Consider the following 14,952-nt stretch of genomic DNA (forward strand, 5'->3'; position numbering starts at 1 on the left):
CGGCCATAGGCTGGCGCCACAAAAGGAGCGTTCCATGACTTTTCAAGACCTCACCACGAAGATGTTCACGGCCATCCGGGGAACCGGGCTCAGCCGGGGACCGGACAGGTGGATCGGCGGGGTGTGCGGCGGAATAGCCGCCAAACTGGGCGTGGACCCCAATGCAGCAAGGATCGTCTTCCTGGTCCTGGCCCTGGTGCCCGGCCCGGCCGTCACGTTCTACATCTGGGCCTGGATCCTGCTGCCGGACAGCACCACGAACCGCATCTACCTGGAGTCCTGGCTCAACAGCTGATCCGGCGCCGGTGAACTGCCAGGAGTCAACCGGCGCCGGTTCAGCCGGCAGCGCTAGCGGGCGGCGGGCAGATTCTTGCGCCCGAAAGCGAAATAGCTTCCCGGACCGACGAAGTTGATCAGCGTGACGGCGCGCCACATCGCCTTGCTGCCGCGGATCTGTTCGGCGGGCCGCCTGGAAATGTCGCGCTGGGCTGCGATCAGGAGGGAGAGCTGCACGGCAGCTGCCACCAGGGTCCCGACCCGTGCGAGCGGCGGCATTTCCTTCCAGGACTTCTTCTTTTTCTTCGTGTCTTTCCTTGTGGCCATGGCCGATGCTCCTTGGTTCTTGATTGATGTTGTGACGATCATAGGGACGCAGTCCCGTCTGAAGGTAGGGGCTTTGGGCTCAGGCCCTGAACGGCTCCAGCCGCTCCTTCTGTTCGGAAGTCAGACGAAGCACCCTGCCGGTGACCTCGTCCACGAAGGCCAGGTGGGTGGTGGCCTTGACGCAGTCCTCCCGGGTCACTGGGTCCTGCAACAGGTAGTGGATGTCGAAGCTGGCACCTTTGACGGCGCCGATCCACAAGTGGACCACTGCCGGCACGTTCCGGTATTCGAGGGTCTTCACGTAGCGGATCTTGTGCTCCACCACCAAGGCCATGGTGCCCTCTTCAACGTCGTTGAAGAGGGACACCTGCGGCGCGACGCCGGGCAGGCCGGCGCCGCGCGGCGGTCCGAAGGCAGCAATGCGGGCTTCTTCAAGAATCCGCACCATCTGGACATTGTTGATGTGGCCGTAGGCGTCCATGTCCCCCCAGCGCATGGGTACCAGGACCTCGATGCGCCGGCCGCTTGGCACGGCCCGGCCGGCGGCGCTCAGCTGCGCACCGCCGTCGAGTCTTCCGCCGAATCAGCCAGGGCCGCCTCGGCGTCTTCGCCCGCGAACTGGGACATGTACAGCCGGTGATAGGCGCCCTTGTGTTCCAGCAGGTCGTGGTGGCTGCCCTGTTCCACGATCCTTCCGGCTTCCATTACCAGGATGGTGTCGGCGTCGCGGATGGTGGACAGCCGGTGTGCAATGACAAAGCTGGTGCGGTCCGTCCGCAGGGCCGCCATGGCCTTCTGGACCAGGACTTCCGTGCGCGTGTCCACCGAGCTGGTTGCCTCGTCCAGGATGAGCAGGGACGGGTTGGCCACAAATGCCCGCGCGATGGTGATGAGCTGTTTCTCGCCTGCACTGACGTTGTTGCCTTCCTCATCGATGACCGTCTTGTAGCCGTCCGGCAGCGCGCGGACGAACCGGTCCACGAATGTTGCCCGGGCAGCCTCCATGACCTGGTCCTCGGTGGCGTTGAGGTTCCCGTACCTGATGTTGTCGTAGATGCTGCCACCGAACAGCCAGGCGTCCTGCAGGACCATGCCCACCTTGGCCCGCAGTTCGGAACGGCTCAGGTGGGTGATGTCCACGCCATCGAGCGTGATGCTCCCCGAATTGAGCTCGTAGAACCGCATCACGAGGTTGACCAGCGTGGTCTTGCCGGCGCCGGTGGGGCCGACGATTGCCACGGTATGCCCGGGCTGGGCCGTGAAGGACAGATCCTCGATCAGGGGCTTGTCCGCCGAATAACTGAAGGTCACATGCTTGAACTCCACGTGGCCGTCGGTCTTGGCGGGCAGGTGCTCGGTGGCGGTTTCGGCATCCTGCTCCTCCGCATCCAGGAATTCGAAGACACGCTCCGCCGAGGCAACGCCGGACTGCAGCATATTCGCCATGCCCGCCATCTGTCCCAGCGGCTGCGTGAACTCCCGGGAGTACTGGATGAACGCAGTGGCATCGCCCAGGCTCATGCCGCCGGAAGCCACCCGCAACCCGCCCACCACTGCGATGCCAACGTAGCTGAGGTAGGAGAGGAACTGCATGACCGGCATGATCATGCCGGAGACGAACTGGGCTCCGAAGCTGGCTTTATAGAGGGCTTCATTCCGCTCGTCGAAGCGTTCCAGCATGTCCGCGTCACGGCCGAAGACGCGCACCAGGTCGTGGCCGGAGAACGATTCCTCGATCTGGCCGTTGAGCTGGCCGGTGTTCTTCCATTGTGCGGCGAACAGCTTCTGGCTTCGCGAGCCGATGATCCCGGCTGCCACGCCGGACAGCGGGAGGGCTACCAGGGCGATGAGGGCCAATTGCCACGACACGATGAACATCATGATCACGATGCCGATCACTGTCAGCGCGGAACTCAGCAGCTGCGCGAAGGCCTGCTGCAGCGCCTGTTGGATGTTGTCGACGTCGTTGGTGACGCGGGAAAGCGTGTCGCCGCGCTGGCGGGTGTCGAAGTAGTTCAACGGCAGCCGGTTGAGCTTTTTCTCGGTATCGTCACGCAATTTGCGAACCACCCGCATCACCAGCACGTTCAGGACGTAGCCCTGCAGCCAGGTGAAGATGTTCGCCACGAAGTACATCACCAGCACCACGCTGATCAGGAACGACAACTTCTGGAAGTCGATCCCCACCCCGGGAATGAGTTCCATCTTTGAGATCATGTCCGCGAAGTTGTTTTCGCCTTGGGCGCGCAGCCCGTCGACGAACTGGTCCTTGCTGACTCCGGCGGGCAGCTGCTTTCCCACCACTCCCCCGAAGATGACGTCCATGGCCTGCCCCAGGATCTTGGGGGCAATGACGTTGAGGACGACGGCGACCGTCACCATGGCGAGCACGACGGCGATGCCGGCGGACTCGGGTTTCAGCAAACCCATCAGGCGCTTGGCGGAGGGCCAGAAGTGCTCTGCCTTCTTCGCGGGCGCCCCGCCGAACATGTCGCCGTCGGCCTCGGTGGGCTTGTACTCCTCTTCGTAGAAATCTTCGTCTTCCGCGGGAACTGGTTCCTGGCCGGCGGCGAGTTTTTCGTTGGTGCTCATGCCACTTCCTCCGCGGTCAGCTGCGACTCGACAATTTCCTGGTAGGTGGTGGAATTCTGCAACAGTTCCTCGTGTGTGCCCCGGTCCACGATCCGGCCGTTGTCCAGCACCAGGATCTGGTCGGCGTCGGCAATGGTGGACACCCGCTGTCCCACAATGATGACCGTGGCATCCGCCGTCTTGGCCCTGAGCGCGCGGCGAAGCCGGGCGTCCGTGGCAACGTCGAGCGCCGAGAACGAGTCATCAAAGAGGTACACCTTGGGCCGGGTCACCAGCGCCCTGGCGATGCACAGGCGCTGGCGCTGGCCTCCCGAGACGTTGGTGCCGCCCTGGGCGATCCGGGAACCCAGACCGTTCTTCTTTTCCCGGACGAAGTCGGCAGCCTGGGCCACTGTGAGCGCGTCCCACAGCTCCTCGTCCGTGGCCTCGGTCTTGCCGAAGCGCAGGTTGTGCTCGATGGTCCCGGAGAAGAGATACGGCCGCTGAGGCACCATGGCCACCCGGCCGGTGATTTCGGAGCGATCGAGGTTGGTGATGGAAACGCCGTCGAGCAGTACCTCGCCGGACGCGACATCGTACAGCCGCGGCAGCAGTGACAGCAGGCTGGTCTTGCCGGCGCCGGTCGACCCGACGATGGCCACGGTCTGGCCGGGCTCGGCAGTGAAACTGATGTCGCTCAGGACGGGCTCTTCGGCCCCGGGGTAGGCGAACGAGACGTTGCGGTATTCCACCCGTCCGGTCCGCTGGGCGGGCGCCACCGGCGCCGTCGGTTCGTGGATGGAGGGTTCGACGTCGAGTACCTCACCAATGCGGTCCGCGCAGACCGAGGCGCGCGGAATCATCATGGCCATGAACGTGCCCATCATGACCGCCATGAGGATCTGCAACAAGTACTGCAGGAAGGCTGTCAGGGAGCCCACCTGCATCTCCCCGGCATCCACGCGCTGGCCGCCGAACCACAGCACGGCGGCCGTGGAGACATGGAGGATCATGCCGATGGCGGGGAACATCAGGACGAACAGGGCGCCAATCTTCAGGGAGACGTCGGTGAGTTCGCGGTTCGCTTCGCCAAAACGCTGCGTCTCGTGCGGTTCGCGGACGAACGCTCGGACCACTCGGATGCCGATGATCTGCTCGCGGAGAATGCCGTTGATGCGGTCGATCTTCGTCTGCATGGAGCGGAACAGCGGCATGAGGCGGACCACGAGGTAGCCCACCACGGCAATCAGCACCGGCACGGAAACCCACACCAGCCAGGACAGGCTCAGGTCCTCGCGCAGGGCCATGACGATGCCGCCGATGCACATAATGGGCGTGGCCACCATGAAGTTCAGCCCCATCAGCATGAGCATCTGCACCTGCTGGACATCGTTGGTGCCGCGCGTGATCAAGGTTGGGGCACCGAACACGTTGACGTCCCTGGCCGAAAAGCTGGTCACCTTGCGGAAGACGCCGCGCCGCAGGTCCCGGCCGAACGCCATGGCCGCTTTGGAGCCGAAGTACACGCCGGCGATGGCGGTGGCCACTTGCACCAGCGCGACCCCGAGCATGAGCCCGCCCGTTCGCCAGATGTAGTCGGTGTCCCCCCGGGAGACGCCCTCGTCGATGATTTGTGCGTTCAGGCTCGGAAGGTAGAGGGCCGCGATAGTGGATGCCAGCTGGAAAAGAATGACTGCCGCGATATACGGCAAATACGGCTTGGAATAGCGCCGTATGAGGGTGACAAGCATGCCCGGGAGTCCTTTGGGAAGTGCGCGGAGTGAGTGCAGGAAGTAATACCAGCGGGGGCTGACATTCTCAGCCTTCCCACTCTACGAAATCCGTTGCCTATGCGAAACAATGCCCGCCAAATATCATCCGAATTGCGTATCGATGGTGCAGAAACTAAAGCTTCCCACGTGTCCCTTGTTACGGGTGAAACGGGTGTTGTCCCTCGGTTCCAAGGGGTCCGGCTGTGAAAAACGGGTATCAGGTCAAGTACCGGTTACTCGCGACTACTCCAGTGCCCTGAGCCTAGCGTGAAGGGGTCAGTTAGTTGACAACTCTGCAGGAGAGTCGCAGGTGATCTGGGCATCTACGAACAACGGACGGCTCCTCCGTGTGCCTCCCGTTCCCGCAGTCTGGTCAGTCCCCAATGATCCAGATGGAGAATCCCATGAAGAGAATCCTCGCAACTGCCGGAATCGCAGGCATTGCATTAATAGGCGTCACGGCTCCGGCAAATGCCGGCGACAAGGGCGATGACGACAACAAGAAGGTCAGCATTTGCCACGCCACCGGCTCCGAATCGAACCCGTATGTTCACATCACGGTCAGCGAAAACGCGGTGAACGGAAATGGCGGCCATGCCTCGCATGAAGGCGACTTGATTCCGGCACCGGCGGCCGGCTGTCCAAGTGGTGAAGGACACGGCGGAGGCGGTGGCGGCAAGGATGATGACGACTGGGGCCACGGCCCGGACAAGATCACCATCTGCCACGCCACGGGATCTGAAACGAACCCGTACGTCATCATCACCATTCCGAAAAAGGCCTGGTGGAACGGACACAAGGACGGACACAACGGCCGAGCCGACATCTACCCGGTCCCGGCCGGTGGTTGCGTCGCAGAAGAAGAGGAAGAAACACCCCCGGTGGTCGTACCGCCCGTTGTTGTACCCCCGGTCGTCACTCCGCCGGAGGTGACACCCCCGGCAGTGACTCCGCCTGCGGTGACTCCACCGGCCGTTACTCCGCCGGCACAGACTCCGGCGGGAGCCGCAGCGGCACCCGTCGGCGCGGCGGCAGCAGTAGTACCGGTGGTCAACCGCGGGTTCAACGCGCAGACAGCTGCCGGAGGCCAGCCCGAGACCGGAATGCCGGCCTGGTTCGGGGGCCTGGCGGCACTCCTTGGGGCAACGGGGCTCATCGCCCTGAGGCAGCGGGGACGCCTGCAGGACGCGCCCGGATCCAAGTAAGGCCGATCCTGCGGTGAGGACGGGCATCCGCCGCCATGGTGCGATGCCCGTCCAACACCACTATCCATGGAGGAATCCCGATGCCCTTCCCCGGCCACAAGCCGGTTGACAGCCCGCCCTTCGGCAGCAGCCAGCCTGCTGCCGCGGAGGCGGGCGAGCGCCAGTCCCGTCAGGACGGCGCTTTTAGCCGCAACCGGCTCCACCGCCTGCGGGAGAAGTTCCCGTCGCTCAGGCGCCGTTCGCTCAACCGTGGCGACCGGCTGTTGCTGCTCGCCGGCGTCGTGGCCTTCTTCGTCCTGACATTCCTGCCGGGAATCGTGTCAGCCGGAAACACCTCCGGCGGCGCCGGACTCCACCTGGAAGCTGCGCCGTATTCACGCGCCGCCACCCCGGTTTCACCTGCCCGTGCCATCCCGCCTGATACCTTCGCCTGGAGCGGAAAGGGCTCGGCGGCGGAGGGCAGCAAGGGCGCTGCGGCCGCGCCCGCAGCGCAGCAACCGCCGCTGACCATTCCCAGCTACCCGCCGGCCGCGGCTCCCACCAGGATCGTGTACCCGGCAGCCGGGCTGGACGTCACCATCCATCCACTGACCCCGACGCCGGAGGAACTGGATTCCCAGGCGATCGTGCCGCCGATTACCGTTGACGGCTACTGGGTCACGAACTTCGGCATGCCTGGCGCCGGGTCCACCAACACCACCTACATCCTGGGCCATAGCTGGGAGGGCCGCGACGCTCCGTTCAACCGGCTCAGCGCCGCGAGCGCCCCGGGGGATACCTTCGAAGCCACCACCGCCACCGGAACCATGCGGTACAGGGTGGAGTCCGTGGACACGTACGTTAAGTCGAGCCTGAAGGACAGCCCGATCTGGACCGGCGTTCCCAACCGGCTGGTCCTTATCAGCTGCTACACCGAGGACCCTTGGGGTAAGAACGTGGTGGTGGTCGCCTCCCCCGTCCCGGAGCCCTGACGACGGCGACGGCGGCACCCGGCCGCCGTCGCCGTCGTACGTTGTGTGTTTGAACGGTGCCCGTGGTTACTCGCTGCGGTGCCGTCCGTGCGTTGCGATGTAGTCAGCCGCCGCCCGCTGCAGCTTCCGTTCCTTGGCCAACCGGCGCCGGAGGGTGGTGAGCTGCCCGCTGATGCGCGACTGCTCGGCAGCGATCTCCCGCTGTTCCGCCGATTGCGCCTGGACGGCACGCAAAGCCTCTGCCAGCTGCAGCTGCTGCTCCGCCAGCAACTGCTGGGTCTGGAGCAGGAGGGGCACGACGTCGGCGGCTTCAGGCTTGGGCTCTGCCACCATGGTCCGGGCACGCGACCGGTAGCCTTCCCTCGCTCCGGCCGGGGAGTCGCCGCCGAGGCTGCCGTTGTCCTCTGCCGGGACGTTGTGGTCCTGCCGTGCCGCTTCCGGGAAGCGTGACTCGTGGGCACGCTGCCTGCTGAGGACCTCGATGAACTCCCGGTCAAGGTCCACGATGCCCGGGCCGCCGGCGGTGCCGGTGGTGCCATCGTGGGCGGCTGCATTGTCCACGGCTGGTGCGCCGTTTGCGGACCCTGCGCCGTTTGCGGGCCCGGCACCGTTTGCGGGCCCGGCACCGTTGGCGGATGCCGCCGGCACGATGTCCACGGTCCGGCGCAGCGGCTGTTCCTTGATGAAGAGGATTGCCACAAGGGCGATGATGCCGATCACCGCGGAGATCAGGAAGATCTCGGCCGTCGCGTCGCCGTAGGCCGCTCGCATGATGTCCCGGATCGGGGCCGGCATGTCCTGGAGGTCCATGCTGGCTCCCGCGGATCCGCCGGTGGCAGGAATCCCGGCCGCGGCAAGTCCTTCGGTAGCCAGTTCCTTGACGCGGTTGGCCAGCACTGCCCCCAGCACGGACACTCCGATCGCGCCGCCCACCGAACGGAAGAACGCCACGGAAGCGCTGGCGGTGCCGATGTCGGTGGCCCGGACAGTGTTCTGCACCGCCAACACGAGGTTCTGCATCAGCAGGCCGAGCCCGAGGCCCAGGACTGCCGTGTAGAGGCCGGTCAGCCAGAGTTCGGTGGTGTGGTCGATGGTTCCGGCCAGTCCCAGTCCGCCGATCAACAGGATGGAACCGGCAATCAGGTAGCGCTTCCACTTGCCGGTGCGGCTGATCAGCTGGCCTGACAGGACGGACCCGATGAGGTTGCCGGCGATCATGGGCAGCGTCAGCAGGCCTGCTTCGGTGGGTGTGGCCCCGCGGGCCACCTGGAAGTACTGGCCCAGGAAGGCGGAGGACCCGAACATGCCGACGCCTACTGCGACGGAAGCGAGGATGGCCAGGGCGGTGGTGCGTTCGCTGATGATCTTGAGCGGGATGATGGGCTGCTCCACCCTGGATTCCACGACGACGAGGAGGGCCAGGAGCAGCACGCCGCCGCCCACCATGGCGGCCGTCTGCCAGGACCACCAGTCGTAGTACTCCGGGTTGCCGGCGAAGGACACCCAGATCAGCAGCAGGCTGACGCCTGAAGTGAGCAGGATGGAACCGAGCCAGTCGATCTTCGCGTGCCGCTTAACGTGGGGAAGCTTCAGGGTGATCTGCAGCAGGATGAGTGCGATGACCGCCAGCGGGACACAGACAAAGAAGGTCCAGCGCCAGCCGAGCGGGCTGTCCACAATGAATCCGCCCAGCAGCGGGCCGCCGGCGGTGCCCACGGCCATCACGCCGCCCATGTAGCCGGAGTACTTGCCGCGGTCCCGGGGCGGGATGATGGAACCGATGATGGCCTGCGCCAGCGCCGTGAGTCCGCCCATGGCGACACCCTGGATGACGCGGGCGGTCAGCAGCAGCGGGATCGTTTCGGACAGGCCCGCCATGACGGAGCCGGCCACGAAGATCACAATGCTCAGCTGGACGAGAAGCTTCTTATCGAAGAGGTCGGCGAGCTTGCCCCAGATCGGCGTGGTGGCGGCGTTGGCCAGGAGGGCAGCCGTGATGACCCACGCGAAGTCCGTCTGGGTGCCCTTGAGCTCGGACATGATGGTCGGCAGTGCGTTGGCCACGATGGTGCTGCTGATGATCGCGGTGAAAAAGGCGGCCAGCAGGCCGGTGAGGGCCTCCATGATCTGGCGGTGGCTCATCGCTGCCTGGGGCGCCGGTGCGTGCGGCTGCGGGGATGGCGGTGGTGTCGTAGACAAGGCCCGGGACGGACCGGTGGCTGTAGCGTGGCTGGCCATGTGCAGCTCCTAAACGATTGGAATGATTTCGGTGGATCCGGCCGTCTTTGCCCGGGCTGAGTCCCTGAGGGATTCAGCAAGTTTTTTTAGGGTTTTCGCGGTTTCTTCGGCGTCGATCTCGCTCCAGTCCTGCAGGTAGCCCTGGAGTGTTGCCGTGCGCTGCTGTTCGATTTCGCGCAGCTTGGCCGCCCCGGCCTCCGACAACGCCACCAGCTGCGCACGCCCGTCCTCCGGATCGGGCCGGCGGACAACGAGGCCGTGCTCTTCAAGATCGGCAATGTGCCGGCTCAGGACGGGAGCGCTGACACCGAGCCTCGCGGCGAGGTGCGTGGCCCTGGACTCGCCCTCCCCCACGAAGCGGAGGACGCCCTGGAGTGCCACCCCGGTTTCCTGCCCGCGCATGTTTGAGACGGCGACGCAGCGGACCGCCCGTTGGAGGTCGAAAATCTGGTAGACGAGATCGGCCGCGGTTTCTGGTGCAACTGCCATGCTGAATAACCCCTTTGCTTGCCTTAGGCAACCATATCTCAAAATGGTTGCTTTGGGAAACTAAGGAAGAGGCTCGCAGGGTGGTCCGGCCCTTAAACACCAAGCGCGAACGGACACTTGAGGCCCCAATTCCGGGTGGAAATGGGGCCTCAAATGCCCGTTCGCGCTGTGCGGCGGGGGTGTGCTGACGGGACTACTAGACGTCCAGGTGGGTGGGACCGAACATCTTGAGCAGGGTTTCGACGACGACGACGTTCGGTCCGTCCGCGGCGAAGCCCGCCTTCAGCGCGTCCCCCACGTTCTCCGGGGCAACCCGGACGGCCGGGACGCCGAAGGCCTCGGCGAGCTTGACGAAGTCGGGCCGGGCCAGTTCGGTAGCGGTGGCCTTGCCGAACGCACCCACCATGTACTCGCGCAGGATGCCATAGCCGCCGTCGTCCACGATCAGCCACGTGACCGGCACGTTGTGCTGCCTGGCGGTGGCCAGTTCGGAGATGGAATACATGGCCGAACCGTCACCGGACACTGCGAGAACACGTCCCGGCTTGCCGGTCGTTTCCAGCCCCACGGCCCCGCCGATGGCGGCGGGGAAGCCGAAGCCGAGGCCGCCGGCGCCCTGGGCGGAGTGGAACTGGCCCTCGCGGGCGTCCCAGCAGCTCCAGCCCCAGTATGCGGAAATGGTCATGTCCCAGAAGGTCTGCATATCCGCGGGTACGGCCTCGCGGATGTCTGCCATGAACTTCAGTTCCTTGCCGAGATCCTGGGACTCCAGCCGGGCTTTGACCTTGGCCAGGGATTCCTTGACCAGCTCTTCCGGTGATGCACCGTGCCAGTCGGGGCTGGTTTCGACAGGCTCGACCACCAGGGCAGCGTCCAGCGCAGCGAGGGCCTGGCCGGCGTCGGCGCGGATGCCAAGGCCGGGCCGGTTGGATTCCAGGACCCGGGGTTCGGCGTCGATCTGGATGATCCGGCCTCGCGGTTCGAAGGTGAAGTAGTTGGACGTGACCTCCCCGAGCGAGGATCCCACGACGATCAGCACGTCCGCGTCCTCGAGAAGGTCCGTCATGTACCGGTCCTCGATCCAGGACTGAAGCGAGAGTTCATGGTTCCACGGGAACGCGCCGTTGCCGCCGGGAGTGCAGATCACCGGAGCCCTGAGCTTTTCCGCGATCGAGAGAAGCGATTTCTCGGCCCGGCCGCGGCGCGTGCCGCCGCCTGCGATGATGGCCGGACGTTCCGCCGTCGACAGCCATTTCACTGCCTCGCGGACAAGCTCCACCCGTGGCGGGTTGTCCGCCGCTTCGGCGAGGGCATCCTCCACCGGCGGGACCATGATGGGATCCAGCAGCACATTCTGCGGGATCTCCAGCCAGACGGGGCCCTGCGGCGAGGAAATCGCTTCGGTCCAGGCGTCCTGGATGGCCGAGGGGATCCCGGAGGCGTGCTGGATCAGCCGCTGGCTCTTGGTGACATTCGCGGCCGAGGCCTTCTGGTCATCAAGCTGGTGCAGCATGCCCTTGCGGCGGGCACCGAGTCCGTCCAGCGGAATCTGGCTGGCCACCACCACCATGGGCACACCCGTGGCGTAGGCTTCCTGCAGCCCGGCCAGGGACGTCAGCGCGCCCGGACCGGTGGACAGGAACAGCACGCCCACCTCACCGGTGGCACGGGAGTAGCCGTCCGCGGCGAAGGCCGAGTTGTTTTCCACCCGCGAGGACACGAAGTGCAGGTTTCCGCGGCCCATTGCATCGAACAGGCCCAGCGCGTGCTGGCCCGGAATGCCGAAGACCGTCTTCGCCCCCAGCGCTTCAAGGGTTTCGACGACGAGGTCCCCGCCGTTGCGGATGCCGGTCACGGGGAGACGCCGGTTTCGACGCGCTGGGGAGTGCTCGCTGCGAAGCCTGCCTGGCGCCGTTCTTCCTGCCCGAGGGCCTGCGCGGCGTAACCGTTAGGGGCGCCGAACCTGTTGCCCTCGACGGCGGAGTCCGCCATCAGGGTGACGAGTTCGTAGGCTACGTGGCTGGCCGCGACTCCGGTGATTTCCGCGTGGTCATAGGCCGGTGCGACCTCAACGATGTCCGCACCCACGAGGTTCATGCCGCGGAAGCCGCGGATGATCTCCAGCAGTTCACGGCTGGTGATGCCGCCGGCTTCCGGCGTGCCGGTGCCCGGCGCGTGCGCCGGGTCCAGGACGTCGATGTCAACGGAGATGTACAGCGGCCTGTTGCCGATGCGGTCGCGGACCTTGGCCACGATTTCCAGGACGCCCTGGTAGTAAACATCCGCGGAGGTGACGATGCCGAAGCCGAAGCGGTGGTCGTCGTCGAGGTCTTTCTTGCCGTACAGCGGGCCGCGGGTGCCGATGTGGCTGATGGCCTCGGTGTCCAGGATGCCTTCCTCCACGGCGCGGCGGAACGGCGTGCCGTGGGTATATTCGGCGCCGAAATAGGTGTCCCAGGTGTCCAGGTGGGCATCGAAGTGCAGCATGGCCACCGGTTCGCCGGCGCGCTCGGCGGCGGCCCGCAGCAGCGGCAGCGCAATGGTGTGGTCCCCGCCGAGGGTGACCAGCTTGCTGCCGCCTGCCGTCAGGTCGAGGGCATTCTGCTGGATGGTTTCGATGGCCTCGTTGATGTTGAACGGGTTGACGGCCATGTCTCCGGCGTCCGCGACCTGGACGTTTTCGAAGGGGCTGACGTCCCACGCGGGGTTGTAGGGGCGCAGCAGCCGGCTGGCCTCGCGCACATGGTTGGCGCCGAAGCGGGCACCCGGGCGGTAGGAGACGCCGGAGTCGAAGGGCACTCCCACCACCGTGATGTCCGCCTTGGCCACCTGATCCAGCCGGGGCAGGCGGGCGTAGGTTGCGGCCCCTGCATAGCGGGGAATACGGGATGAATCGATGGGGCCAAGGTTGCCGTTGGCCTCGATGCGCAGCTCTTCCAAAGGAACGCCTCTCCTTCGAGGATGGATCGGTTGTGTGACACCCATCATACACTCTAGTTTCCTGTTGTGCATCAAGTGTTTACCAAACCTACCTGCTACTTACCCGCTGCTTTAGTCGATGGCGGAGGAGCCCCTCTCCCCCGTCCGCACCCGCACGGCGTCGGAAACGGAAATGGTCCAGATCTTTCCATCACCGAAGCGGCCGGTGCTGGCTCCGGCTTCGATGGCCGCCATCACGCCGTCCATGGCCTCCTCCGTCACCAGCACCTCCACCCGGACCTTCGGCAGGAGGTCCGAGCTGTATTCGGTTCCGCGGTAGACCTCCACATGGCCGCGCTGCTGCCCATAGCCGCTTGCCGGACTCACCGTCATGCCGTTGACCCCGAACCCCTCAAGGGCGGCTCTGACCGTCTCAATCTTTTCCGGCCGGACGATGGCCGTGATGAGTTTCATGTCCGCACCCTGCCCCGTTCATGCTGGCTCTGCTCGGTGCCGGCCGCGACAGTCTCCGCTCCAGGATCGGCCGCTTCTGCCGCAACGGACTTGCCGTGCTGTTCGCCGGGATGAAAGGCCCCGCCCACCATGAGCAGCTCGTAGGCGGTTTCGGCATGCTCGGTGACGTCGATGCCGGAGCGTTCGTTGGCTTCGGACACCCGCATGCCCATCGTCTTGTGGATGGCGTATCCGATCAGGGTGGTCATAATGGCGCTCCAGGCTGTGACGATCAGCGCCGTGAGGACCTGCGGCCAGAACTGCGTCAGGCCCCCGCCGTAGAAGAGCCCGCCCTCGGTCTTGGCGGACGGCACGGCGAAGAATCCCAGCGAGAGGGTGCCCCACAGTCCGCCAACGAAGTGCACTGCCACCACGTCAAGGGAGTCGTCGAGGCCGATCCGGAACTTGAGGCCCACTGCGAGGGCGCAAACCGCACCGGCCACGGCCCCGATCAGGATGGCACCGACAGGATCGACGAAACCGCAGGCCGGAGTGACCGCAACCAGGCCCGCCACGGCCCCCGAGGCGGCACCGAGCGATGTAGCGTGACCGTCCCGGAGACGCTCGATGAGCAGCCAGCCCAGCAGGGCCGCGCTGGTGGCCAGCAGGGTGTTGGTCCAGGCCAGCCCTGCAATGGCATCGGCGGCGAGCTCAGAGCCGGCATTGAAGCCGAACCAGCCGAACCACAGAAGCCCTGCGCCGAGCATCACGAACGGCAGGTTGTGCGGGCGGATATTGGGGTCCTTCATGAAGCCCAGGCGTTTCCCGAGCACGACGGCGAGCATCAACCCCGCGATGCCCGCGTTCATGTGCACTACGGTTCCGCCGGCGAAGTCGAGTGCGGAGATCTTGCTGCCCACGATGCCCGTGGCGCCGAAGAGTCCGCCACCCCACACCCAGTGCGCGATCGGGGCGTAGACGAGGGTCACCCACAAAGCGGCGAAAAGCAGCCACGGTCCGAACCTGACCCGCTCGGCCACGGCACCGCTGATCAGCGCGACAGTGATGATGGCGAACGTGGCCTGGAACCCGATGAAGACCATGTCCGGGAGCCCGGGCGCCTTGCCGCCGATGCTGCTGGTCAGTCCGCTCAGCCCGGGGTTGGCGAACGGATCCCCGACGAGCCCGGCCATGGTGTCGGGTCCGAAGGCCAGCCCGTAGCCCCACAGCGCCCAGACGACGGCAACAACACCCATGGCGCCGAAGCTCATCATCATGATGTTCAGGACGGATTTCATCCGCACGAGGCCCCCGTAGAAGAATGCCAGGCCGGGCGTCATCAGCAGGACCAGGGCGGAAGCCGCCAGCATCCAGGCCGTGGCGCCGGGATCGAGCGCCGTGGGATCCACTGCCATTCCCACATTGAGTAGAGAGATGTTCATTTTGGGAGCCTTCCTTAAGAAGAAGTGGCGCTCCTGGGCGCCGACTAAGGCGAGACCATTCAAAACAATGAGACAAGCGGATCGTTCCCCGAATCCGACGCTACAACGGCAGTGTTTCCGCCATGGCCGAGATGTTTTTCGGGGAGGTTAAACAGCGGCTCCGGGCATGAATCCTGCGTTTCCGGCAGGTTTCCGTTATGTGACGTACACTTCACCACGGCGTGACCGCGATCACAGGGGCCGTAAAGGTTTCGTTAAAGCCGGCATCCCCCGCGCTTTCCCGGGCCTA

13 protein-coding genes are annotated in these 14,952 nt (G+C 65.3%); 3 read left to right on the top strand and 10 right to left on the bottom strand.

Annotation, left to right across the window (positions count from 1 at the left end; genetic code table 11):
* The first annotated feature begins 34 nt into the window (after positions 1-34).
* The gene (locus tag JOE31_RS18460) at positions 35-295 is read left to right on the top strand and encodes a PspC domain-containing protein (RefSeq protein WP_209747087.1); all 261 of its coding nucleotides are present in this window, start codon (positions 35-37) and stop codon (positions 293-295) included.
* A gap of 53 nt (positions 296-348) precedes the next feature.
* Here JOE31_RS18460 and JOE31_RS18465 read toward each other — a convergent pair whose 3' ends face one another.
* The 4 genes from JOE31_RS18465 to JOE31_RS18480 form a co-directional block, all read right to left on the bottom strand.
* Positions 349-603, bottom strand: a complete 255-nt coding sequence (locus JOE31_RS18465) for a hypothetical protein (RefSeq protein WP_209747089.1) — start codon at positions 601-603, stop codon at positions 349-351.
* 79 nt (positions 604-682) lie between these two features.
* Positions 683-1,099, bottom strand: a complete 417-nt coding sequence (locus JOE31_RS18470; RefSeq protein WP_209748600.1) for a thioesterase family protein — start codon at positions 1,097-1,099, stop codon at positions 683-685.
* A 53-nt stretch (positions 1,100-1,152) separates the two neighbouring features.
* Positions 1,153-3,195: an ABC transporter ATP-binding protein gene (locus JOE31_RS18475; protein WP_280872998.1), complete on the bottom strand. Its 2,043-nt coding sequence runs from the start codon at positions 3,193-3,195 to the stop codon at positions 1,153-1,155.
* Positions 3,192-4,925, bottom strand: coding sequence for an ABC transporter ATP-binding protein (locus JOE31_RS18480; protein ID WP_209747091.1), 1,734 nt, complete (start codon positions 4,923-4,925; stop codon positions 3,192-3,194). Before JOE31_RS18480 ends, JOE31_RS18475 begins: the two co-directional genes overlap by 4 nt.
* A 425-nt stretch (positions 4,926-5,350) precedes the next feature.
* Here JOE31_RS18480 and JOE31_RS18485 point away from each other — a divergent pair, with 425 nt between their 5' ends.
* Positions 5,351-6,151, top strand: a complete 801-nt coding sequence (locus tag JOE31_RS18485) for a hypothetical protein (RefSeq protein WP_209747093.1) — start codon at positions 5,351-5,353, stop codon at positions 6,149-6,151.
* An 80-nt stretch (positions 6,152-6,231) separates the two neighbouring features.
* On the top strand, positions 6,232-7,122 hold the full coding sequence (locus JOE31_RS18490; RefSeq protein WP_209747095.1) for a class F sortase: 891 nt from the start codon (positions 6,232-6,234) through the stop codon (positions 7,120-7,122).
* Between the two features lie 66 nt (positions 7,123-7,188).
* On the opposite strand, the gene JOE31_RS18495 is transcribed toward JOE31_RS18490, so the two are convergent.
* The 6 genes from JOE31_RS18495 to JOE31_RS18520 form a co-directional block, all read right to left on the bottom strand.
* The gene (locus JOE31_RS18495; protein ID WP_209748604.1) at positions 7,189-9,264 is read right to left on the bottom strand and encodes an MFS transporter; all 2,076 of its coding nucleotides are present in this window, start codon (positions 9,262-9,264) and stop codon (positions 7,189-7,191) included.
* Positions 9,265-9,369: 105 nt separating this feature from the next.
* Complete coding sequence (locus JOE31_RS18500) at positions 9,370-9,849, bottom strand: MarR family winged helix-turn-helix transcriptional regulator (protein WP_209747097.1); 480 nt, start codon at positions 9,847-9,849, stop codon at positions 9,370-9,372.
* A 196-nt stretch (positions 9,850-10,045) separates the two neighbouring features.
* The gene (locus JOE31_RS18505; protein WP_209747099.1) at positions 10,046-11,704 is read right to left on the bottom strand and encodes a thiamine pyrophosphate-binding protein; all 1,659 of its coding nucleotides are present in this window, start codon (positions 11,702-11,704) and stop codon (positions 10,046-10,048) included.
* Positions 11,701-12,789 carry an agmatinase gene (gene speB, locus JOE31_RS18510; RefSeq protein WP_209747102.1) on the bottom strand — a complete coding sequence of 363 codons (1,089 nt, stop codon included), beginning with the start codon at positions 12,787-12,789 and terminating at the stop codon, positions 11,701-11,703. The genes JOE31_RS18505 and speB overlap by 4 nt, the downstream gene beginning before the upstream one ends.
* Positions 12,790-12,900: 111 nt before the next feature.
* On the bottom strand, positions 12,901-13,242 hold the full coding sequence (locus JOE31_RS18515) for a P-II family nitrogen regulator (RefSeq protein ID WP_209747104.1): 342 nt from the start codon (positions 13,240-13,242) through the stop codon (positions 12,901-12,903).
* The gene (locus JOE31_RS18520; protein ID WP_209747105.1) at positions 13,239-14,663 is read right to left on the bottom strand and encodes an ammonium transporter; all 1,425 of its coding nucleotides are present in this window, start codon (positions 14,661-14,663) and stop codon (positions 13,239-13,241) included. The genes JOE31_RS18515 and JOE31_RS18520 overlap by 4 nt, the downstream gene beginning before the upstream one ends.
* Positions 14,664-14,952: the final 289 nt, after the last annotated feature.

The organism is Arthrobacter sp. PvP023 (assembly GCF_017832975.1).
In the GTDB taxonomy this organism is placed as follows: domain Bacteria; phylum Actinomycetota; class Actinomycetes; order Actinomycetales; family Micrococcaceae; genus Arthrobacter.